Annotated in this window: 11 protein-coding genes and 2 pseudogenes; 4 read left to right on the forward strand and 9 right to left on the reverse strand. The window is 39.1% G+C overall.

The features are described from left to right. Nucleotides 1-139: 139 nt before the first annotated feature. From JCM21531_RS23490 to JCM21531_RS03625, 9 genes and pseudogenes are all read right to left on the reverse strand, one after another. Nucleotides 140-3844, reverse strand: coding sequence for a non-ribosomal peptide synthetase (locus JCM21531_RS23490; protein WP_038287436.1), 3705 nt, complete (start codon nucleotides 3842-3844; stop codon nucleotides 140-142). Continuing rightward, entirely contained in the window at nucleotides 3835-5562 is a 1728-nt protein-coding gene (locus JCM21531_RS23495) for a condensation domain-containing protein (RefSeq protein WP_439644275.1), read from the reverse strand. Before JCM21531_RS23495 ends, JCM21531_RS23490 begins: the two co-directional genes overlap by 10 nt. A 131-nt stretch (nucleotides 5563-5693) precedes the next feature. Next, nucleotides 5694-10772: pseudogene (locus tag JCM21531_RS17590) on the reverse strand (ketoacyl-synthetase C-terminal extension domain-containing protein); the annotation flags it as partial. Nucleotides 10773-10915: 143 nt separating this feature from the next. Next, nucleotides 10916-12571, reverse strand: coding sequence for a type I polyketide synthase (locus JCM21531_RS17595; protein WP_054846984.1), 1656 nt, complete (start codon nucleotides 12569-12571; stop codon nucleotides 10916-10918). Nucleotides 12572-12579: 8 nt separating this feature from the next. Beyond that, entirely contained in the window at nucleotides 12580-16605 is a 4026-nt protein-coding gene (locus JCM21531_RS17600) for a non-ribosomal peptide synthetase (protein ID WP_094184727.1), read from the reverse strand. 892 nt (nucleotides 16606-17497) lie between these two features. Next, nucleotides 17498-18841, reverse strand: a complete 1344-nt coding sequence (locus tag JCM21531_RS03610) for an MFS transporter (protein ID WP_054846986.1) — start codon at nucleotides 18839-18841, stop codon at nucleotides 17498-17500. A gap of 396 nt (nucleotides 18842-19237) precedes the next feature. Further along, complete coding sequence (locus tag JCM21531_RS17605; protein ID WP_369347566.1) at nucleotides 19238-19810, reverse strand: nitrilase-related carbon-nitrogen hydrolase; 573 nt, start codon at nucleotides 19808-19810, stop codon at nucleotides 19238-19240. Continuing rightward, nucleotides 19713-20012, reverse strand: coding sequence for a nitrilase-related carbon-nitrogen hydrolase (locus tag JCM21531_RS23500; protein WP_279378970.1), 300 nt, complete (start codon nucleotides 20010-20012; stop codon nucleotides 19713-19715). Before JCM21531_RS23500 ends, JCM21531_RS17605 begins: the two co-directional genes overlap by 98 nt. A gap of 245 nt (nucleotides 20013-20257) precedes the next feature. After that, nucleotides 20258-20820: pseudogene (locus JCM21531_RS03625) on the reverse strand (hypothetical protein); the annotation flags it as partial. On the opposite strand from JCM21531_RS03625, the gene JCM21531_RS03630 reads away from it, so the two are divergent. The 4 genes from JCM21531_RS03630 to JCM21531_RS03645 all read left to right on the forward strand — a co-directional run bounded on the left by JCM21531_RS03630 (nucleotide 20768) and on the right by JCM21531_RS03645 (nucleotide 24852). Then, nucleotides 20768-21859 carry a hypothetical protein gene (locus JCM21531_RS03630; protein WP_131464368.1) on the forward strand — a complete coding sequence of 364 codons (1092 nt, stop codon included), beginning with the start codon at nucleotides 20768-20770 and terminating at the stop codon, nucleotides 21857-21859. The pseudogene JCM21531_RS03625 and the gene JCM21531_RS03630 sit on opposite strands and share 53 nt — an antisense overlap. 46 nt (nucleotides 21860-21905) lie before the next feature. Continuing rightward, nucleotides 21906-22139, forward strand: coding sequence for a hypothetical protein (locus JCM21531_RS03635; protein ID WP_038287443.1), 234 nt, complete (start codon nucleotides 21906-21908; stop codon nucleotides 22137-22139). 461 nt (nucleotides 22140-22600) lie between these two features. Next, nucleotides 22601-23593, forward strand: a complete 993-nt coding sequence (locus JCM21531_RS03640) for a V-type proton ATPase subunit G (RefSeq protein WP_131464371.1) — start codon at nucleotides 22601-22603, stop codon at nucleotides 23591-23593. Further along, nucleotides 23557-24852 (forward strand): Tc toxin subunit A-related protein, encoded by a 1296-nt coding sequence (locus JCM21531_RS03645; RefSeq protein ID WP_038287449.1) that lies wholly within the window; start codon nucleotides 23557-23559, stop codon nucleotides 24850-24852. The genes JCM21531_RS03640 and JCM21531_RS03645 overlap by 37 nt, the downstream gene beginning before the upstream one ends. The last annotated feature ends 15 nt before the right edge of the window (nucleotides 24853-24867 follow it).

Below are 24867 nucleotides of genomic sequence, written 5' to 3' on the forward strand. Positions count from 1 at the left end.
CCCTATTAAGAACCACAAAATTCCAAATGACATTGCTATAAACAGTATCAAATATTTTCTATATATATTTTTTTCCTTCGCCATAATACCACCTTTTCAAATGTATTTTAGGATTATTCTTCAACAAGCCCGATATTTCTTATTTTCCTGTGCATGTCCCTCCTTCATTATCAACTACAGTCTTAATTAAGTCTATGTTGAGTCCTTCCGGGCATTCTAATGAAAGATACAGTGTATCCTTGTCATGGTTGGCATTTATAAATAATTTTGACATTGGACTTTCCGTCTCTTCTGCACTTTGACTTTCCTCCATCAGCGCCCTGTCTTCAGCTGAAATAAAGCCTTGGAAATTATAAATAACAATATCAAAGCAGCTTTTATCCGTCGCAAAGTATTTTTTCAGGTTTTTGGATACTTCGCTGTATTTTTCAGACAAGTCTTTGTCGAAAATCAGCGACAGGAAATTAACGGAATTGTTATTACAAATATCCAAAAGCTCTTCCAGTTCCTCAACTTTTCTTTGACCAAGCATAACAGGAATAATGTCCAGGAACTCTCCGACGCAGTCATAGAACTCAGCTCCGCCGTATTTTCTTCCATAATCCACAATTGCCATTGCAATATCGTTTTCACCGGTATAGCGCTGTAAAATCTTCTCAACCAGCTCATACGCACATGCCCAAACATTTTGATTCCTGCCGTTCAACGGAACGGAAATGCTGACTTCTTTGAAATTCTTATCTGACACTTTCTCCAACTTTTCCATCAGCGCTGCATTGGCTCTGCTCCAGTCATCAAGCCTAAACTTGCCGACTATCTCTTGTTCGTCAATATCTTTAGGACCGTCCTTAAGTATAGCTACATAATCTTCATAACATTGTATGGTTGAACTTGTAAAAATGTCTGATGATTTTGACGAATTTTTCGATAAATTCTCTTTTGACAAAATCTGTCTCTTTATTATTTCCGCACTCATTCCGTCAAAGCAAGTATGGTCAAAACACCATATCAACAGTGTATTTCTTTCACTGAGCCTCAGGCAGCTTAATCTCCACGGAAGTTCTCCTTCCCGGTAATCCTTGTACATCAAATTCTCAATAACTTTTTTAGTAATTGCTTTTTGGGTTGTCTCATCATACATATCCAGTTTTGTATAAGAAATACTCTGCGCAATAATAGGAGTTTGTCCTTCAACATCCAATTCGCTCCACAAGTACTCATCTTTCTTTTTGGCAATGCAATGCATCATTTGCTGCTTGGCTATGATATTTGCCAAAATATCTCTTAGATGCTGCTCCGATATATTTTCTTCTATATTTATTGTTAATCCGCTGTATCTTGAACCTGCAGCCATATGTACCGTTTGAACCGGTGACATTGGGAATTCGGTTCGAACACTGCTTAAAACCATCATATCCGATACCATGGAGGTTGAATTGCAGATGTACTGTACCATACTGTCTATCTGCTTTTCATTTAATGAAATTGTTCCTTTTCCGTGTTCCTGAGCTCCCTCCTGTGCAGGGCTTTCTTCCCGGCTCATTGATGAAATGCTGCCAAGATACTTAGCCAGTTCTTCTGTAGTTGAGAATTTGAAAATATCGTTTACACGCAGCTCATAGCCAATTTCACGGAGCTTCTGTGCCAATTCTATAGCTTTGATAGAATGGCCTCCCATGACAAAGAAATCGTCTTTTACTCCCAATCCGGGATTGCCCAATACCTCTCTCATGGCATCCAAAATCAGACGTTCCTCTTCATTCCTAGGACCGTTCTTGTTTACATTTACACTCTCTTCATGAATAGCCGGCAATGCTTTGCGATTTACTTTTCCGTTTTCCGTAAGCGGCAACTTATCCATTCGCTTCATACGGGAAGGAATCATATATTCGGGTACCTGTTTTTGCAAAACAGCGCGGATATAGTCAGGTGTTATATAGAGATATCCATCTCCATCTACGGTATAATATGCCGCAATGTACATACTTCCTGTGTTGTCTTTGTTGGCTACCACAGTTACGTCTTTTACACCGTCAACGGAAGCAATAAGTTTTTCCACTTCGCCCAATTCAATTCTAAATCCTCTGAGCTTAATCTGGAAATCGATACGGCCTAAGAAGATTAGGTCTCCTTCAGCTGTCATCAACACCCTGTCGCCTGTCCTATAGACTCTTTCTCCATTGCCGAAAGGAAGGTTGATGAATTTTGATTCCGTCAGCTCTTTTCTGTTAAGATATCCTTTAGCTACGCCGCAACCTCCTATACAAAGCTCTCCCGGCATATTTGGAGGCAACAGTCTTCCCTCTTCATCAAGCACATATACTTCCGTGTGGGATATGGGCTTTCCAATTGGAATACTGGTCCACTCGGGATCAAAATGCTCGATTGGATAGTATGTAGCAATAACAGTAGCTTCCGTCGGACCGTATACGTTGACCACACGGCCGGGCCCTAATGCCTCAAAGGCCTTTTTCGTATGTTTCAACGACATCTCCTCACCGCCGATATACATCTTGCGGACATTCTTCAGAGCTGTCACTTTGTAGTCAACAATCATATTAAACACCGACGTTACCATTTCACATACAGTAATGCCCTTTGATTCGAAAATCTCTGCCAGCATTGGCATTTCAAAGGCTGCCTCATGAGGTACCATCACCAAGGTAGCACCATTTAACAGAGCACCAAAGATATCAAATACAGAAGGATCGAATGTGTAATTGGTCATCTGCAGCACTTTATCCTCCGGTGTTATGGACACATAGTTGGTATCAAGTACTGTACGAATGATGCTCTTATGGCAGATGATTGCTCCTTTTGGCTTTCCTGTAGAGCCGGATGTATAGAGAATATAAGCTTCATCCTCACCGCATAGATTTTGAGGTGTGCCGCCAAACTCAATACCCGTATCTTTAGCCTTGTCTAATTGCGCTTCTTTTGAATCAAGCAGCAAATACTCAATTGATTGCTCAATCCTTTCCACATGATGAGAGTAGGTCAATAACAGTTTTGCTCCACTATCGCCGAGCATAAAATTCACTCGATCATCCGGGAACTTATAATCTATTGGCAGATAGACCGCCCCACACTTTAGGATCGCCAGAATACTAATAATCTGTATTGGGCTTCTTTCCGTCAATATGGCCACCTTGTCGCCATATTTGATACCCTTGTCCGCTATTAATTGAGCCAGCTGATTTACAACACTGTTTAACTCTTTATAGGTATAATCTTCATTTTCCCAATTGAGCGCAATGCGGTCCCCATAGGTTCTCACAGACTCTTCAAAGAGGTGAACCACATTTTTGTCAATAGGTGCATTTGATTTAGTGTTGTTGATAACGTTATACAGCCAGTTTTCCTCTTCAGGTGTCACCAACGAAATCTCCGACAGCAAGCTATCCTGATGTTCAACAAGGTAATTTACCATGTTTACAAAGCGTTTACCGAACAACTCCATGGACTCTTCCTTGAACAATTCAATGGAGTATTCCACGTCAATGTCAAAAACATTATCTTTTTCAAGGATTGTGACATGGATATTGTATTTGGTATCTACCACCTCAGGAAGCCATGGTGTCAAGGTTAGGTTCTCTATTTCAAGTTCCTCTGTTCCCATGTTCACATAATTTATTACAACATTGAACAGCGGGTTGTCCTGTGAACCTTTGTCCATATTAAGCTTTTCAACTATCATGTCAAACTGGCAATCCTGATTTTCAAAGGCTGCTACCATTTTGTCCTTTATGTATCCGAGGTATTCTTTCACACTCAAGGATTCATCAATCTGAGAACGTATGGGCAGCAAATTAACAAACATACCGACAACAGTATTCAGTGACAAATGGTTCCTTCCGGCGACAGCGTTCCGATAATCAAATCTTTTTGTCCGGAATATTTATACAGCAATAGTTTTAAAGATGCCATCATCAGCATGTAAGGAGTAATCCTAAGCTCTTTTGCAAACTGATTGATCTTTAAGCTATTATCCTTGTCAACGCTAAAGTGCAATATCTTACCTTTGTGAGTGATACCCTGAGGTGCCTGGAAGTCTGTGTACATATCCAAAACCGGTATCTCCCCTGACAACTCTTTCATCCAGTAGTCAATCTGTTTTTCAATCAGACCTTTCTTAAACAGCTGATTCTGCCATGCTGCAAAATCAATATACCTCACTTCATTCTTAGGAAGTTTTTCACCTTTGTAAATCATCGTAAACTCTTGTAAGAGTATATCAATTGAGCTCTGGTCAGAAATAATATGGTGCATATCAATCACAGCATAATGCTTTACATCGCTGACACTGATAAACTTCACGCGCATTAGCGGAGCTTTGGATAAATCAAAAGGCTTTATCGAACGATTAATCTCTTCAAATACTTCTTTCTCGTCCACGTTTGCAAATTCCACTACTGACGGAACCTCATCGGCAATGTATTGCACCACTTGGCCGTCCACCAAACCAAAGTAAGTCCTAAAGGATTCATGACGCATAACCAATGTATTAAAGGTCTCCTCCAATTTCGGACGGTCAAGCTTACCTTCTATCAAATACACAGAAGCAAGGTTGTATGACAATGCATCTCCTATAAGCTGGCTGACTGCATACATACGCTTCTGAGCAGAAGATGTCTCATAATAAGGTTGTTTTTCCAAAATTCGAATCTGATTTTCTTCCTTATTTGCCATTTGCTCTGGTTTATTTTGATATAGCCAGTTGACCAAGTCGCCAAAACGAGAATTATTGAATATTTCGGAGACAGGTATATTAATCTCCAGTTTTTTCTTAACCAAGGATGCAAATAAAGCCGCATTTAACGAGTCTCCTCCGAGTTCAAAGAAGTCGTCAGATTCACCAACGGTTTGAGTTCCCAATACTTCATTCCATATTTTCATAAGTTCATCCCTTATGTCTTCAAAAGAAGTTATTGGTTTGTCTGTATTTACTTTTTTAACATCCTCATCATTTGACCGATTAAAGATATCGCTTAGAACAACATCACTATCAAACTCAATTTTATCAAATACATATCCAGGTAATGGAATACGTGCTCTCCTTTTTCCTTTATGTACTGCATACCAATCAACTTTGCATCCGTTACACCAAAGCATTCCCAATACTTGATACAACTCTTGCACATCCATTTGTCCTTTGTCCGTTACCGGAATAATTGCCTGAGCATCTGTTCCCAGTTCTTCAATAACTTTATCATTACAGCCTGCATTAATTACAATGCTTGAGTTCAATTCTTTTTTCAATTCGGCATCAATGCTGTCAATTACCGGCACATTAGCATCTCTCCACTGATAATCCGGATAATTTGAAGGATAAATATCTTTATCAATTCCTGTACGGATTATCTGAACCGCATCACCCAAACTTATTGAGCCGGCAACCACCAGACCGCTCAACTTGCCGATTCTTTCCCCGTAAATCACATCGGGCAAGACACCTATATCTTTCAGGGTCATGCACAATGAATAATTCATGATGAAGACAGTTATATCGTTTTCAAAACCGCTCATCTGTCCGTCGTCTGCCAACTGTTTCTCAAGGTTCATACGTTCGGTTTTAGTCAATTCACCAAGCACTACTTGTACATAGTCTTCAAATTTCTTTGAAATGCCACATGTGCCCTTGAATTTATATATGCTGTTTGCAAACGGTTTAGCCAAATTACTGCTGTCAGCTAACATAAGCAAAACAGTTTTCTGTCCGTCCGGCACTTTGGTTCCCTTATCGTTGATAAAGGTCTGTAATGCCTCGCTGTTATCCAGATTCTTTCCTTTCACAACAATGGCTTTTCTATATTCAAAGTTTCCGCGGCCCACCTGCAAAGTCCATGCAACATCGGACATATTAAGCTCCCTGTGCCCGACAATGTAATCCAAAACATCACGGGATGTATTAATCAATGCATTTTCGCTTCTTGCAGAGAACAGCAAAATGTTTACTTCTGATGCTTCATCCGATTTTTGAACTTTTGGAGCTTCCTCCAAAATCACATGAGCATTGGTTCCGCCGATACCGAAAGAACTGACCGCCGCTCTTGCAATTTCAGCACTTAATGTTTTTGCAGAAGTATTAATATAAAACGGACTATTCTCTATATCTATTCTAGGATTTATTCCTTTAAAGTTAATCATAGGAGGAATAACGCGCTTGTTCAGCACTTGAATTGCCTTAATACATCCTGTAACGCCCGCAGCAGCATCCAGATGCCCTATATTTGCTTTAACGGAACCAATCGCGCAGTATCCCTTCTTCTGGCTTTTCCAAGCCTGTTTTAATGCTTCAATTTCTATAGGATCTCCCAAGGTTGTACCGGTACCGTGGCTTCCACGTATTGAATTTCTTCCGGTTTTATTTTTGCTTTCTTAAGAGCCTTTTCAATAACATCACGCTGTCCCGAAATACTCGGTGCAGTATATCCGATTTTCTCAATACCGTCATTATTAATGGCCGAACCCTTAATCACAGCGTATATATGGTCATTATCTTTTATTGCTCTGTCCAGTTTCTTCAGAACAACAATGGCACAACCGTTACCGGACACAGTTCCCGATGCATTTTCGGAGAACGGTCTGCAGTGTCCGTCCTTTGAAAAAATCATTCCCTCATGCCACAAATAACCCTCTTTCCTTGGATAGGAAATGGATACTCCTCCGGCAACAGCTATATCCGCTTCACCGCACTGCAAATACTTCACTGCCTGATGTATTGCAACAAGGGATGTAGAACATGCTGTTTGAACGTTAACGCTAGGTCCTTTCAAATTTAACTTGTAAGATACTTTTGTTGTAACAAAGTCTTTATCGTTTAATGTCATTACCTCAAAGGAATTTACCGCGTTATTGTGCTTTCCAAAATAACGTGCCAGCCATGAGATATTGGCACCGCTTCCGGCAAACAACCCTATCTTGCCTGAATATTCGAATGGATTATATCCGGCATTTTCAAGGGCGTTCCATACACACATATGCAAAAGACGAATCTGAGGATCCATAGTATTTGCTTCTTTGCGCGAGTAGTTGAAGAAGTCTGCATCAAAATATTCAACACCCTCAAGATATCCCTTTCTCCTTACATAGTTCGGGTCATTGATTTCTTCCTCCGGTATTCCCGACTGTTTCAGTTCTTCATCGGAAAACTCACGCAAACATTCTTTTCCTGCTACAATGTTATTCCATAATTCTTCAACGCCGTCAGCACCGGGGAAACGGCCGTACATACCGATGACGGCAATATCCTCACTATCATCGGTTGCCTCTATTTCATCTTCCTCCAATAACAGAGGGCTGTTTTCAGAAATATTAAACGATTTGGCAAGAAGCTCCACTGTCGGATTTTCAAACAACTGCATTAACGGCACCGTATAACCCAACAGTTCATTCAAACGATTGTTTACAAGCATTAGAGTATAAGAAGTTCCGCCGATATCAAAGAAATTATCCTTAACTGTAATATGTTGTACACCCAACATATCTTTCCATATCTTAATAATTTCTTTTTCTATCCGTTTCATCGGCATAGAAGCTTTTTTATTCTCTTCAGAAACTTCCTCTTCAGGCAAAGTAAGCGCCCGTTTATTGACTTTACCGTTTGGAAGCAGCGGCATTTTATCCAACTTTATGATATGAGTCGGCATCATATAGTTTGGAAGTTTTTTCATCAACCAATCTTTTAATGTTTCGCTTGACTTATTTTCCTCACCGTTTTCTTCTTTGTCACAATAGAACAAAGCCAGGTGAGAGTTTCCGTTCTCTGCGGCAAAGGCTTTTGCCACTGCATAGGAAACATTCGGATTCTGCATCGCAATATTTTCAATTTCACCCAACTCAATGCGATACCCACGGATTTTGACTTGAGAATCCAGTCTTCCCTTCAGCTCAAATTCACCGGTATCGAGCATACGTGCACAATCGCCGGTTCTATATATATCAATGCTTGAATCTTCCGGCAGTTTGACAAACCTATTTGCGGTTTCTTCCGGATTATTGATATATCCCTTTGACAAGCCTCGTCCGGCTATGCAAAGCTCTCCGTAAACTCCAACAGGCTGCAGCATACCTTTTTCGCTTATGACAAACAGTTGAGTATTTGCAATAGCTTCTCCTATAGTCACTGATTTAGAATCGGTTAAATCTTTAACCGTTGCCGTTACAGTGGTCTCTGTCGGCCCATACATATTGTACAGCCTTGCATTGGTATGCTTTTGCAGATGCTTCATAAGCGATACAGGATAGTTTTCTCCTCCTGCTACAATCACCTTCAATTGGCTTAAAGCTTGTCCGAAATTAGGATTTTCTACCATAGCGCGAAGCTTTGATACCGGACTTTGAATATGCGTTACTTTATATTGAACTATCTTATCGCCAAGTAAACTAGAGTCAAGATACTCTGTCTCATCAGCCATATATATCGAGTGTCCGGTGCACAATGGCAAAAGCGATTCAAACACAAAAATGTCAAAAGAAGGAGTAGCCATACAGATAATTCTGTCGTCTTCACCGGAGAAAATACCTCTTGCTATATGGTCACTTATTAGATTCACAACACCTTCATGTTTTACCATTACCCCTTTAGGTGTCCCTGTTGAACCCGATGTGAATATAACATAAGCCAAATTGTCTTTGTTTGCACGTTTTGGAGGATCGGCAACAACATCTAAATCAGCCTCCAACTTGCTCAAATCAATTGCTTGAGCATTAATATCCACAAGATTCCGATACTTTTCGGGACATATCAACACATTGATATTGCTCTGTGAAACCATATGCGAAATTCTATCTGCAGGGAATTTAGGGTCAATAGGAACATAAGCTCCACCAGCCTTTAAAATTCCGAGCATTGCAACAATCAGGTTTTCATCCCTCTCCGGAATTATACCCACCATCGTATCTTCCTTTATGCCCATATCAATTAGCTTCCAGGCCAAAATATTTGCCCGGTGATTTAACTCTCGGTAGGTAATTTCACGTCCGTCCGACAAAACAAGTGCAACTTTGTCAGGTAGATTCTTTGCATTTCTTTCAAACATTTCTTGAATTAAAACATCATCTTCTATAGGAAGGCTCGTTTTCTTAAACTGGCCGAAAATAAGCTCCCTATCCCATTCTGTAAGCATATCAATTTGTCCAAGCTCTATGTCTTGGCTTTTAGTTATGGCACACAGAATATTTATATAATGCTGAGCCATTCTTTCAATGGTCTCTCTCTTAAACAGACTTGTAGAATAGTCAATGAAACATGCCAATCCGTTATTTTCCTCGTTGCAGGTCAGCAACAAATCGAGAGATACCGATTCAATAGGCACTTGACATGGAATAAACTTAAGTCCTTCCACTTCCAAATCAAAAGTCTCCATGTTGTGGTAATCAAACGACACGTCAAATACCGGATTTCTGTTGAGCTCTCTCTTGATATCCATATGCTCAACCAATGTATCAAACTGGTAATCCTGATTTTTTAACGCTTCAAAGGTGTTTTCCTTAACTTCATTTAAAAATTCATCATATTTTTTATCAAGGCTCGGAAAACTCCTGATAGCAAGCATATTGACAAACATACCTACTGTCTCGCGTATTTCATCCCGGGTTCTTCCCGAAACGGGAGTACCCACTATGATCTCTTCCTGGCCGGAATATTTTGCCAGGAGCACATACCATGCACTTAACATGGTCATAAAGTTGGTAGCACCAAATTTACGAGAAAGCTCACCAATCTTCTCGGTTAATTCTTTATCTATATAAAACTCTACTCTTCCGCCTTTAAAACTTGTTATATGAGGTCTCTCAAAATCAGTGGGCATTTCAAGCTTTGGAATTTCGCCACTTAAATGATTGAGCCAAAATTCTTTCTTCTTTTTCATTTCCTCGGACTGCATATAATTGTTCTGCCAAATTGCATAATCCTTGTAATGAATCTTTAGCGGCTCAAGTTCGCCAAAATAGAGGGTATTAAAATCTCGAGTCAATATTTCTACAGCTGTACCGTCTGCAATTATATGATGGATGTCAAACAATAAAAGCTGTCTGTTCTCTCCAACCTTTACAAGTTCAATACGGAAGAGAGGCGCTTTGGACAAGTCAAAAGGCTTCACAAAGTCCTTTAAAATAGCATTCAAATCTTCCTCTGTCTCGTATTTGCGTTCCGAATAGGCAATTGGCAATTCTGCAATATCGTTCAATTTTTGAACAATCTGTCCGTCTATAACATGGAAAGAAGTCCTAAGGGATTCATGCCGTAAAATCAATTTCCTTACGGCCTCTTCAGTCCGTTCTTTCTCCAACTCACCTTCAATTAAGGTAGCCGAATAAAGATTATATGCAAGGGATTTCTTATCCATCAAATAGAATGTATACATACGTCTTTGTGAAGAAGAAAGCGGATAATAATCGGCCTTTTCTGCCGGTCTAATTGAAGTATCCGTTTCAATAGACGCATTATTTTCACGTATAAAAGCAGCTAATTTGGCCGGGGTGTTTTGAGCGAAAATGTCTTTTATCTCCACTTTAACACCCAGCATTTTTTTCAAAGTAGCAGATAAACTTACAGCCTTTAGCGAATCTCCGCCCATTTCGAAGAAATCCTGATTACTGTCGATAGCATCAAATCCAAAAATTGATTTATATGCTTCAATTACTGCATTCTCCAGCTCGCTTCCGTCACCTGAATTTACAGAACTCAATAATGCAGGCAAAACATACTCCGCTGTATCCTGTACTCTGCCAACAGCTGCTTCCTGATATGCTTCCGACATTTGATCCATTTTTACTTCAATTGGGAAAGGTATCTTGTCAAACACATAAGCAGGCAGAGATACACGCTTCCTTACGGAATCTCCTTTCAATACATCCCAATCAATCTCAACACCTGCACACCAAATCTGTCCAAGTTTCTTATTTAAGTATTCTACATCATCTTCAGCCTCGCGAATATGGCGTATGAGGTTAATAAACTTCTGTCCCGGTTTTTGCACTCATGCTGCCTTGCAAAAGAACTTAAAATATTTCCGGCACCAACCTCAATAAATATATCCTCCGGATTTTTCAAAACTTCCGCCAAGCATTGGGAGAACTTTACAGGCCTCAGTATGTGTTCCGACCAATAGGAAGGCGAAGTCATCTCACCTTCTTTTGCCCAAGTACCGCTTACATTGGAAACAATGGGTATTTGCGGCTCATTAATGGTGAAACCCGAAAGCATCTTTTCAAACTCTTGGGCTGCTTTTTCCATCATTGGTGTATGGAAAGCATGGGATGTCCTTACTCTTGTGCAGTTTATACCACGTCCCTTTAATTTTTCTTCGAATTTGGCTATGTCTTGGTCTCTTCCTCCAACCACACAACTTCCGGTAGTGTTCTCCAAAGCCAGCCATACACCGGGCTCAAGTTCCTTCTCTATTTCTGAAGCAGGAGCCATTACAGACAGCATGATTCCAGGCTCTTGTTTTTGCATTACCTTTCCGCGGAATCTCACTATCTCTACCGCATCCTTCAGTTCGAAGACTCCGGCAACAACTGCAGCTATCACTTCTCCTATGCTGTGTCCAATCATACCCTTAGGCTTTATCCCTATTTCAATCATTGTTTTCGCCAGAGCATAGCTTGTAGCAAACAGGGCAAACTGGGTATATTGGGTTTGATTTATTTTTTGAGGATCTTCATTTCCATACATCAACTCCAAAAACTCTTTTTGTTCTTCAGGGTTCAACAACTCAAAAACCTCATCTATATGGGTCTTGAATATTTTTGAAACGACACTTTTATCGGCAGAGAAATAAAGTTCGCGTCCCATTCCCTGATATTGGCTTCCCTGACCCGGGAACATTAAATACACATCGCGGTTTCCCGGTTTTACTTCGCTATAAGCAACTTCCTCCAGTTTTTTAATGATTTTTTCAGGTTCTTTATAAAACTCGTCATTTATGACCAGGGACTTTCTGAATGGGAACGGTTTTCTTCCAACCTTCAGTGTCCATGCTGCATCAGAAACGTTTATACCCGGATTTTGCAAAAGGTATTCCAAAACCCTTTTTGAAGTTGCTTCAAGTGCAGTAGGTGTTTTAGCAGAGAATGTCAATAGGTTGACTTTCTCGGCAGGACTGCTTTGTACAGCTTCTGGGGCCTCTTCCAGCACTACATGGACATTGGTTCCGCCAACTCCGAAGGAGTTTATTCCGGCACGCAAAATTCCCGCTTCAACATTTTCTTTTTTCCACTCGGTTCCGTGGGCTTTCACAATAAACGGAGTATTTTCAAAATTGATTTTGGGATTCGGCTCTTCATAATTTACTGTTCCGGGAATAAACTTATTATTCAGACAAAGAGCCACCTTGGCCAGCCCCACTACTCCGGCTGCCGTATCGGCATGTCCCACATTTCCTTTTACCGAACCGAGAATACAAAACTGCTTTTTATCTGTTGCAAAGGCTTTTGTCAAAGATTCCACTTCTATGGGATCCCCCAAAGATGTTCCTGTTCCATGGGCCTCAACATAACTTACCGTTTCAGGGTCAATTCCGGCATTACGGTAAGCGCTCCGGATTACCTCGGCTTGTCCTTCCACACTCGGAGCTACGAATCCGACTTTCTGATTACCGTCATTATTGACGGCAGAACCTTGATAACCGCATATATATTGTCGTTATCCCTTATGGCATCCTCCAGCCTTTTCATAACCACCAGGGCCAACCCATTGGAAAATACAGTTCCCTTTGCTTTGGCATCAAAAGGACGGCAATGCCCATCAGGTGAGAACATCATTCCTTCTTCATAGAAATATCCGCCCTCATTTGGAAGCTCTATAGTTATTCCACCTGCTATAGCCAGATCGCACTCCCCAAGTATTAGAGACTGTCTTGCCAGATGAGGCGTAACCAAAGTAGTCGAGCATCCGGTCAACGCTGAAAGAACAGGTCCCTTGATGTCCAATTTATAAGACAAACGGGTTGCCAAAAAGTGATTTGTACTTAATGTAAACGCCTGATACTTATCGCTGAAATCCGATCCTCCGAAGAGTGCTTTTTTATACCATTCAAAGTCATCGGATCCTCCTATGAATATACCTATTCTCGAAGAGTCGGACCCAGGGTAGTATCCTGCATCCTCAAGTGCTTCCCATGTGCCTTGATAAAGAAGCCTCAACTGAGGAGACATCATTCGAACTTCTCCTGGGGTATATTCAAAGAAGTAAGGATCAAAATAGTCAATGTCGTCTATTCTTCCTTTAGCTTTTACATAATTGGGCGATCTGAAAACCTCAGGACTAACGCCTAATTTTTCCAATTCTTCATCAGTGTAAAAATGAATACATTCTTTTTCATTCTTTAGATTTTCCCAAAATTCATAAGGATTTCGCGCACCGGGTACACGTATAGATATTCCGATTATTGCAATATCCTGATTAACGGCTTTTGTCTCCTTTTGGAAGAACACATTTCTATTTTCAAGAGCCTTTTCCTCTTCTTTTGTGAAAAATTCAGCCAATAGACGAATAGTCGGCATCTGGAAAAGCGCTGTAATTGAAAACTCACGGTTCAAAAGTTTTTTAAGCCTGTTATGTACCTGAATAAGCGCTAAAGAATGGCCTCCGATCTCAAAGAAATTGTCATCCAATCCCACTTTTGGAATACCAAGAATGTCTTCAAAAACCGACGCAATGGTTTGTTCCAGCTCCGTAGTCGGTGCAAAATATTCCGATGAAACATTCTTTCGATAATCCGTATCTGCAATCAGGGCATTTCTATTAGTTTTACCGCTGGTATTCACCGGCAATTCTTTCTTATGTACAAAGAACGAAGGAATCATGTACTCCGGCAAAGAATTTGACAAATGTTTCTTCAATTCCGCAGCCGGAATCTCTTTCTCCGAAAGATAATATGCACAAAGGAACTCAGGTCTGCCTGCTTCTTTTTTCACAACTACAACTGCCTGAACAATGCCTTCATACTCTGACAATACCTTTTCAATTTCCTCCAGTTCCAAACGGACACCACGTACCTTTACCTGGAAATCCATTCTTCCCAAGAATTCAATAGTGCCGTCTGCAGTCCAGCGAGCAAGGTCCCCTGTGCGATACATATATTGATACCATTTAGGGTCAATTCCTTCACGATAGAAAGGATTTTGAACAAACTTTTCCTTTGTCAGTTCATCACGATTTAAATAACCTCTGGCCAAACCTACACCGCTTAGGCAAAGCTCTCCCGGTATGCCTATAGGTTGCAGTTTATCTTTTTCATTTACCACATACCAGCGAATTTCATTAAGAGGCTGGCCTATCGGAATATTTGTTTTATCCTCACATCCCTTTAAGGAGCAATGAGATGCCCATATTGTACACTCTGTAGGACCGTAAACATTTTCCAACCTGATATTGGTCCCAAGAGAATTAAATTTTTGTACAATATCCGATGTTACGGCTTCTCCGCCTACAAATATCCATTTTAAAGACTCAAGTTTTGCAATATTTTCTTTTGTATCAAACAGCTCCAAAAACAATCTGAACATAGTTGGAACAAAGTTGATATGGGTTACCCTATGCCTTTGAACTTCATCCAGTATCAGAGAAGGATTCTTCTCTGCTCCCGGCTCTAAAATCAACAATGCTCCTTCTCCCATAAACCAACCGAACAATTCGGTAACCGAAACATCAAAGGTAAAAGCAGTCTTCAGAAGGAAAATATCCTGCTCTTCCATAGGAAATCTTCTTTCCAAATCCAGCAATGTATTTACCACACTATGGTTCTCTACCATGACACCTTTGGGTTTACCTGTAGAACCGGAGGTGTACATAATATATGCAAGGCTGTAAGGATCCAATTCCACCTCAGGATTGGTATCTTCCCCCGTATAGATGCCGGCATCGTCAATATACAGAATATCCAAATCCCAATCTTTCTCGCAAGGCAAATTGCTAGAAGTTATTAAAAGGGAAATATTAGCATCTTCGAAAATAAATTCTTTTCTTGCAGATGGGAACGAATGTGCAATTGGCACATATGCACATCCGGCTTTTAAAATAGCCAAAATAGCAACTACCATATCAATCGAGCGTTCCATTTGCAGCCCAATAGCTTCATTAGGTCTCGTCTTTCTCTCCAGAATCTTTCTGCACAATTGATTGGCTTTTGCATTTACTGAAGCATATGTCTCTACTTTTTCTCCAAAAATAAGTGCTCTTCTATTTGGATATTTTTCTACTTTGGAATGGAATATATCAATAATTGTCTTCGGCTCATAAGTAAAATATGAGGAGCTGTTAAAATCATTTAAAATAAGGTCCTTTTCGTTGTCTATGAATAAATCAATATCATTAATTTTTATGTCAACATTATCTACAACAGCTTCCAGAAGTTTTAAAAAACGGCGTCCCATCAATTCAATGGTTTCGTCAGAGAATATATCCGGTTTGTACTGAATTTTAATCAAATCGTTTTTCGGCGTTTTGTTTAAAACAACCATCATACTGCCCGGAAAAGTTACAATATCATTATCCACAACTTCATTTTTCACATGATACTCTTCCGATTCTTCATATACATCATACACAAAAGAAATATCAAAAATCGAAGGTGACCCGGGCATAGGAACCAATTGACTGTCTCTCATAATAAGATTGTTCGGATACCCGATGTTTTTATAGACATTGATTAATTCCTTGGATACCTGTTGAAGAATTGATGAAAACTGCTGAGAGCCTTCAATATTCATGCGAATTGGCAGCATAGAAACAAAACAACCAACGGTTTCTTCGTAATCAAAACTAGGCCGATATGTAAACGGTGAAGATAAAACAATATCTTCTTCTCTTGTATACCGATGCATCAATACACCAAAAGAAGCTAAAAACAGCATAAAGGTTGTAACTTCTTGATTCATCGAAAGATGAGTTGCTTTCTTGAGTAAATCCTCAGGTATTTCAAAGCGTTTCTCTTTGCCTATATTGCTGTCTTTTTTTCTAACGGAATAGTCCGGCTGAAATGCCAAAGGCTCTGCTCCCTTAAGCCTTTCCATCCAGTACTCCTTTTGCTTAACATACTTGCCGTTTGCAAGTTTATCGTTTTCTTTTTGTATAAAGTCTGCAAATCCGGTATCGTGGCTTATTTCTATGCTCTCATTGTTCTCGAGTTTATAATAATAATCCAACAATTTTTTCTTTAATATTTCCAATGATACCCCGTCTGAAATAATATGATGAATACAGATAAAAAACAAATGCTTGTTTTGGTCTAGTTTTACAAGTCTGGCTCTGAACAATGGAGCTTTGGTGAGATCAAAAGGTGTGCACAGTTCTTCTTCAAGGATTTTTTGGTAAAGTTCTTCGAACTTTTCTGAATTATCGGACAAATCTTGCCTCAATAATTTATAGTCGATTGAATCGTGAATAACTAAGACAGGTAAATCATTTTCAATATCGAGACTACTTCTTAACGCCTCTTGCTCCCTAATCAACAACTCAAAAGCATTTTCGAAATGTTCTTCCTTTAAATCATACAGTAATATCGATGCAGATATGTTGTATGATACCGGGTCTAATTGACAATCAAAATAAATCCCCTTCTGAGATTCGGTTAATTCAATTTTCTTTATAATCATCATTCTTCTCCCCTGCAATTTACTTTTTATGTAAAACAAATATAAATTTTTTTTACAATTAATTAGTTTTCACAAATACAATGAGTTGCTTTGTCAACAGATGTAAATTTTCAAGAATTGACATTTGCTATCATATTTACTTATAAGCATATTTATGCTATAATAAAAATAGCATAGCAAATAGCCGAATAACACAAGGCTATTCTGCTGTTGCCCCATAAACCATCCGATTCCGCCAAGAAGTAGTATGGTTTATGGGCTTTTTATTTTTTTCAGTTTATTATTTTACCTTTTCAAATTTATGTATAATAATTTTGCATTGTACCATTGAAATAAATACTATCATATGTTCTAGAAGAATTCAAAAATATTTACTAAGTAGATTAACTTAAAACATTAACTTTTTCCACATCTGCTATTAATAGAAAAAGGGATTATTTTCAACGTACATTTCTTGGATTAGCAGAGATATTTTAAGCAATACTTACGACGAATCTGCACTGACAGACCAAGAACCTAGATTTCCTGCAAACTCCCCAAAATATTAAATACTATTTATTAATTGACCATAATTCCCCTAAATTAGTTAACCTGCAAAAATTTGTAACACAATACTGCACAGAAATACTCGTCTAAAGTCTATTTTATATTACATTGAAATTATAAAACATGATAGACTCTATGTCAATCTGATTTTATTCTTAAAAGATCGTAAATAACTAAAAGATCGTAAATAACACACCAAAATTATAGTTTTTTTAAAATATGCCACAGCTTCCTCAAATTCAATTGATATGATAAAATCAGGCAAAACAAAAAACCGGAACAGACTTTGATTTTCAGCCTATTCCAGTTATATTCATGCAGTTCTTGTTTCTTTTCTCTCTTGTATTTTTTAAAGTCCTTCCGGACAAGTCTCCGCAACGAATTGGGTATCACTCTCTTTTTTTGTTAACATTTTTACACTTTTCAGCCTGGAAACTACAATTCCGACAATTGACATAGCTATGCCTGAAATCAATATCAGCAGTGCTATTCCTCTTCCTTCACCAACACCAATTATTTTTCCGATTTGCATGGCCAAAAAACTGTCTCCGGACATAAACGGCTCAAAAATATAATCGGAAATAACTCCGGACAATATATATGCAAAAATATAACCCATCTGAGTAATGAAACTTATCAATCCGAAAGCACGTCCCTGCACTTCGTTTGCCAAATTCATACGCACCAGAACTTCAGCCCCAATTTGAACAGCCGGCATAAATACAAACATCATGAATCCAAAAGTTGCAATCAAAATTAAATTCTGCCAAACTCCAATCAGTGCTAAAAAGATTCCGCAGCCGACTAATCCAAAAGAAAGCATCTTGTCATAAGATTTTATATTTTTCAGGCAACTGATAATAATACTTCCCGCCAGCATCCCCAACGCACTGACTGTTGTGAGAATTCCCAGTTCCACTTCACCTGCAAATGCAAGTATAAGCGGTTTAATTAATATCTGTACGAAACCAATGCAAAATACTGCAAATGTCATAATTACAATCATTGCTACAATACCGCCTTTTCCGCGTATTGCAGCTATACCTTCTTTCATTTCCCGTGTAAAGCTTAATTTAGAATCTTTTCTGCTTTTCGAAACCATACCTTTCTTCACTAAAACAATAGTAATTATCGTCGTAAAGAACGTTAAAATATCAATAATTATCAAAGTACTAACCGTCGTAATCTGCAGCAACAACCCCGCAATGGCCGGTGAAATTAAAATCTTGAGATTGCTTGCGATTTGAACCATTCCACCCGCTTTGGCAAAATCTTCTTCCGATAACATATCTGTAATGGTCGCATTAAATGCCGGTTCCATCAAAGCTTTAAACAGCGAACTGATACCTACACCAATACAAATTACCGGAAGGGAAGGATTTGGACTCATAATAGTACCAAGACATATAGTCAACGAAAGTCCCGATAACAATTCACCTAAAATCATCATCAATCTTCTGTCATAATTATCTGCCAACACGCCACCCACAGGGGCTAAAAGAATCGATGGCAGAAATGCACAAATGCTCACAATCGAAGTAGCAGTAACAGACCCTGTCAGCGCTAATACATATATCGCAAGACCAAAATCCGTCAACCCGCTGCCTATACTCGATATCATTTGGCCAGCCACCAATATTGCAAATTTTCTCATTCCAGCTTTACTACTTTTTATTGTGTCACTTCCATTCATGGTTTATCCTCCCTCAAGCTACAATAAGCCCCAAATAATATCTACTGCCGAAACAATAAATAATTCATTTTACTACCTGTACAAAACTTCCGATTCTTGCATAAAAATAAATATGGTTTGCAAAAAATTTACTCCAAACTGCTCCTGTAATTGTCTTTTAACACCACCTTTCCCGGCTGTTTGCATAATTATACCGTATTACTGACATTCATTGGCTTATAGTAGCATACTACCCCCCGAAGAAAAAAATGTCAAGTACTTATGTATTAAGGCCGTTATTCTACTAGCATTACTTGGAATATTGTTAAACAGCCATTATCTTAATGCAATAACCGATGATATTATGTTAAATGTATAGCTGACATAAACTCATGCAAGAAAACGGTTTAAATAAATTTAAAACAGAGATTTATAAAACTCTGTACGCCGGTCCTGACGTACCTGGAAGCTATCTCTAATATCTTTTACATTCTTCTCTATATCTGCATATATGATTCCTTCATTCCCTTCGATTATTTCAATTATTTCTCCATTGGGATTAATCACACAGCTATCTCCCGAATACTCAAGTCCACCCATATTTCCCACACAATTTACACCCAATACGTATACCTGATTTTCAATAGCCCTTGCCTGAAGCAAACACTTCCAGTGTTCTCTACGTTTTTTCGGCCAGTTGGCAGGAACAATCACAATTTCAATTTCATCCCCAAGTGCCTGAAAAATAGCCGGGAAACGCAAATCATAGCAAATAAAAGTGGCAAGTCCCCGGCCTTTCAACTTAAATGTTGACAACTTATTTCCCTTGACAAAATACCGTTCTTCATGAGCTATACTAAACGGATGTATCTTTACAAAATCTGAAATTTCATCACCTTTTTCGTTGATTATTGTGTAATGGTTTTCTGCTTTTTCTCCGGAAGCTTTTACCCAGCCGAAACCAATGCAGATTTGATGGTTTTCGCAAATCTTTTTTTATCCTGTCTTTGCTTTCCTCATTGTACTCCTTCGTAAGCTCCGTCCTCATTGAAAAACCTGTAAAGCTCATCTCCGGTAAAAGAAGCAAGTCTGTGCCATGCTTTTTTACTTCTTCCAGCACGCCCTCCAGCTTTTTGTAATTCTTTTCCTTGTCCTCCCATGCTATCTCCATTTGGTATAATGCGACTCTCATAAATTCTCCTTTCCACTGCAACATATACAGATACTTTTATGTTGACATATGACTCTATAATTTATATAACAAAACTTACGCAATAAGTCTACAACAAATAAAGCATAATAGAACTAGAAAAATAGTTGATATTGCATAAGCAGAGACCTTTTTTTTGACGATGCGGCAGAATTGACTTAATGCTACGGTCTGCATTTTCGCTCGCTCTGCTGTTTAGACAGGTACTTTATCCTCCGCTTAGTACCTCACATTACTGTGACGCACCGGGTAACACAATCAAACCTCTTCATTATATAACACACATTATACTTTTTTGATTGCCCAATGATTTTTTTAATATCTCCAAAAGTCATAATCTTTCTCCCAAAATCAATATCCAGTTCTTTCCCTATATCTTGAAGAACATCATTGTAAAAATCAAAAAGATAATAATTCTCTTTAATATGGCTGCAGCAAACTTTACTAAGACTCTTAAGCATAGCTGTTACGGAATGCTTACCCTCTAGCCTTTGTTCAAGTATTTTGATAATTAGAAGGGACACAAAACATATTAGACAATGAGCACCTATATATTCTCTCAATGATAATTCATCCGTTCTGTTCTCAAAATCACTTTTTGCTACCTTGAAAAACTCCTCAATTTTTCCTACGTTTTTAAACACTTTTATAATTTCCTCGGGCGATGCTTTATATTCACTGGTAATAACGGCAAAATAGCATCAAACTTTTCTTCTTCCCTCAATTTCTCTTCATCAATGGTGAACAGTCGACCGGCGATTCCGGATATTTCACCGGTTCCAGGATCAAAAACAGTGTATATTGACGGAGTATTCCGGGAGAAAATTTATAAAAATCTCAAGAAAAAGCAGACTTGGAACATCGACAAGGAATATACTTTTTCCCAGAGCGTTCAGATAAAGCTGTGGGATGAAGATTTCGGCTGGGGTGACGGTGATGACTTTCTCGGTGAGACACTGATAAACACAAGCCTTGGTGAAAATAAAACCGCTAAATTTACATTAGACGATTGTGATTATACACTAACCTACAGTGTTCGCGAAACAACCCTGGTTCTTGAAAACGAGTTCAATCAATTGCTGAATGAATTTGAAAAATCCTCAGCTCCGGGTGTATGGCCCAACATAGACAAAACTCAATTGATAGACGATATTCGTGCCATTCTTGCAAACCCCCTGAGAGTAAATCAAGGACGTGCTCCGCTTTGCGGTCCCGCTGCTATCGTATATGAGCTGGTAAGAAGAGAACCGTCGAGATTCGTCAGAATTTGCAGAAGTCTTTATGAAACTGGCTCCTTCCAAACCAGAAGCAAAACTTACAGTGCTTCATCAAAGTTAAGAAACAGTAAAGTCAGAAGCGGGATAACCCCTTGTAACTGGATGATTATGACCACTATAGTTGAATACACCAATCTAATACTTAATATCGAAGCGGATTCATGGGATATAGCTTACGGTTCTCTTGAATTATTCCTCAAAGAATGGACTTATGAAATACTTCTCTTTGACAGAGTAGAGTGGACTTCAACCTATGCCTTCGGTGAATTTGATGCTATCAGGAAAGCAAAAAGAGTCTATGATAACGGTGGAGTAGCATTTTTATTAATCCATTCCGCATTGGTCGGCAATTCCCCTCCTCTTGTCTCGTTAGTTGGCAACCATTGGGTAGTCTACGCCGGAAACCTGGAGATAGATGAAGGAAAATGGTATATATGGGACAGCGGTCATGTCAAATTTGACTGTTATACATGGGGTACGATTCGAACGGTAGATGTTGATGAAGGTACCTTCGAGGATTATTTCTTTGGCGTTGTGACCGGTGAACGTTAAAAGTATCAGGTGAATATATTTATATTAAATAAAGGAGGGACAAAAGATGCAGGTCAAACATATTGAGAATTACTCAACTTTAAGATGGAATAGGAAAACTCCGGCATTAATTGAAAAGCAAATCGTAAGTATTTTAGATCATATTAATAATCTCATAGAGCAAAAGTACGATCCTAAGGTTCTTCTGGAAATTGAAAAACATCTTTCAACTGCTCATGATTTATACCATTCAAGCTTTTTGCCGAAGCAATCGAGGAATACCGCATCACACAAACATTAATCCGTAATCTGTTAAATTCATCCGGATTCGGTGTTTCTTCGGGTATATTTGATTCACTGCTTCATTTCGGTATCGATTATATCTCCTCGATAGAAATAAAAGTTCCTGAAACGATACCTAACGCCCAACTTGCAACAACTAAATCCCTAAATTCTGAAAATATACTCAATACCGGTTTAAAAGAAATTAAGGAGATAAATCCCACAAGTAAAACCACCCTTTCGTCTTCATTAAACATAAGTAAAAATATAGCAAAGGAAATAGACCCGAAAATATACCGGTCTCTGCGATTAAATGTAGGAAGTGAAGCGGTAGATCTCGTTTGGGAAAGCGGAAAAACGCCCTCCAAAACAGACATTATCGATAAGATATACGAGAGGAGGATTAAATTCGAAAGACTTGATGAGATAATATGTAAATACTTTTCTATAGAAGAGTTTTCGGTTATGCTCCCCCACATCATGTCCTATGTAATACCGGTTGCACTTGGGGATTGCTATTATGGCTTGGGCGATTATGAAGAGGCCGAAAAGAATTACTTGACCGCTACCAACTACAAATATATAAACAAAAACATCGAAGTGCCATCATTATGGATAAAGCTCGCTCAAAATGTATTGGCATGGGGAGATATGTTTTATAAAGAAGAAATGTTCCAAGAGGCACTAAACGTTTACAGGCTGGTACTGGAAGCACCGGGTTCTGCCTCTGTGGTAAACTCCGAGTCATACCTGTACAAGCACAATTCGTTGAAAATTACCGGCAGTACAGTATCTAAAATGCTTACGGAATACGAAAAGACCGGTAACACCGGTGATATAAATCCTCAATTGGCAATCGTAGTTTTGCAGGTAAGGGAAAGAATGATAAAGCTTAGCGGTGGACTGGATTTTAGAGGCATACCCTTAAATCTGGTTCCCGTATGGACTTTTGAATATTTGCAGAATGCAGCCAGATACTTTGCTCAACAGGCAATACAAGCTGAAAGGGAATACATAAATTTCATCGAAACTGCCGATAATAAAAAGCTCACAAGACAGCAGTTAAAGCAAGCCGTTGACCTGGCAAAAGCCGAAGTGGATCTTGCAAAAAAGCAAAAAGATGTTGCCGTCAGGGAAACAAAGATATATCAAGAAGGCTTCGAACTTGCCGTATTGAGAAGACTGAATATGCAAGCCAATATAAATGACTACTCAATCATGTCCTTGGAAAAGATGTGGTTGGATGCTAGTAATGCATGGTATAGCGGTCCGGATTACGGAATAATAGGTACGAATAAAAGTGCGTACCATTTTCTTTATGAAAATACCCTAAGAATAGGTGCCATATCCCGCGAATATGAGCTGGGTGCAATGGCTAGGCAGACAAATGAACTATGGGAAGCTGAAGAGATGGCAAGAGAACAGTACAATAGTGCTTGGCCAGGGTATCGGCAGCGGAACAACTGGAAATAATAGCAAAACTTCGTCAAGCAGCTGCAATAGAAAACTTGATTGCTTTTGACAATCAAACCTTCACAGCCGATGTATGGACTCAAATGGCATACTTTATGAAGAACATATCGGACAGTTACCTTGATATGGCTATCAGCATTTCCCGTTTGATGCAGAAGGCTTATAACTTCGAATTTGATGCCCAGCAAAACTCTATCAAACCCAACTACAGTTCAAAATCCTTAAACGGCTTACTTGCATCAAATGCACTCTTACTGGATATAGACAGCTTCACCTATGATATGATAAATTCGGTAAAAACAAAGAGTATTCCGATAAAACAAACCCTGTCATTGGCCACCCGGCATCCCTATCTCTTTGAAACCTCCTTCCGTACTACCGGAGTGATGGAATTTGAAACCTATATGGAAGATTTTGATATGGATTATCCGGGTACTTACAATAGAAGAATAGAAGCCATTGAGGTCATAGTTGAAGGATTGATTCCATCGGGCGGTGTAAAAGGCTTTCTTACCAATTGCGGAATAAGCCGCTACAGAACAGCAGATTTCAACACTATAAAATTCCGCATTCAGCCGAAAGATACCTTAGTTCTGTCCGAATATAAAATAACCGAAGATTCTTTCGTATTCAGTGCCGATCCGGCAAAATTGAAGCTCTTTGAGGGCGCCGGAGTATGCGGGAGCTGGAGAATCGAAATACCGAAATTCAGTAATGACCTGGATTATAATTATATCACCGATGTAAAAATAGTTTTTTACTATAAGGCCTTTTACGATGAAAATCTTGCACAAAGTGTCAAGAATAATCTTAAGAATCTTGCGGGAATCAATAAAAAATCAAAAATACTACCCTTACGCTATATTTTCCCCGATGCTTATTATTATTTCCTTGAAAACGGAGTTTTCAGTTTCGAGCTGGATAAAAGTATGTTCTCCTGCGCTGAATCCGGCTTTAAAATAAGCAGTCTGAGCCTGTTTGTAAAAAATAGTAAGGGTACAGATTCCAATCTGACTGTGGGAATGAAGGTACCTTCCGGCACGGTTCCGGTAAAAGCCCAGACAGGTCCAAAAGGTGAAATTACAGCTGTTTCGGGGCATCCGTGGCATTCCCTTTTAGGCGGACATGCTTTAGGAAAATATTCCATCGAGATCCTCAAGGACGACAATCCCTCCTTAGTGTCCGACGGCAAACTTCAACTGGAAAGCATTGAAGATCTTGTGTTGCTTTTGGAATACGAGTACATCCCGGCACTATAATACCAGGAGGTGTTT

This window comes from Acetivibrio straminisolvens JCM 21531, from assembly GCF_000521465.1.
Lineage (GTDB): Bacteria > Bacillota > Clostridia > Acetivibrionales > Acetivibrionaceae > Hungateiclostridium > Hungateiclostridium straminisolvens.

What these genes read in the sequence shown, in the direction of transcription:
- JCM21531_RS23495 (WP_439644275.1), bottom strand. Translation starts at nt 5,562, where the DNA reads ATGAACCTTGAGAAACAGTTGGCAGACGACGGACAGATGAGCGGTTTT.
- JCM21531_RS17600 (WP_094184727.1), bottom strand. Translation starts at nt 16,605, where the DNA reads ATGATGATTATAAAGAAAATTGAATTAACCGAATCTCAGAAGGGGATT.
- JCM21531_RS03610 (WP_054846986.1), bottom strand. Translation starts at nt 18,841, where the DNA reads ATGAATGGAAGTGACACAATAAAAAGTAGTAAAGCTGGAATGAGAAAA.
- JCM21531_RS23500 (WP_279378970.1), bottom strand. Translation starts at nt 20,012, where the DNA reads ATGAGAGTCGCATTATACCAAATGGAGATAGCATGGGAGGACAAGGAA.
- JCM21531_RS03630 (WP_131464368.1), top strand. Translation starts at nt 20,768, where the DNA reads ATGGTGAACAGTCGACCGGCGATTCCGGATATTTCACCGGTTCCAGGA.
- JCM21531_RS03635 (WP_038287443.1), top strand. Translation starts at nt 21,906, where the DNA reads ATGCAGGTCAAACATATTGAGAATTACTCAACTTTAAGATGGAATAGG.
- JCM21531_RS03640 (WP_131464371.1), top strand. Translation starts at nt 22,601, where the DNA reads ATGTCCTATGTAATACCGGTTGCACTTGGGGATTGCTATTATGGCTTG.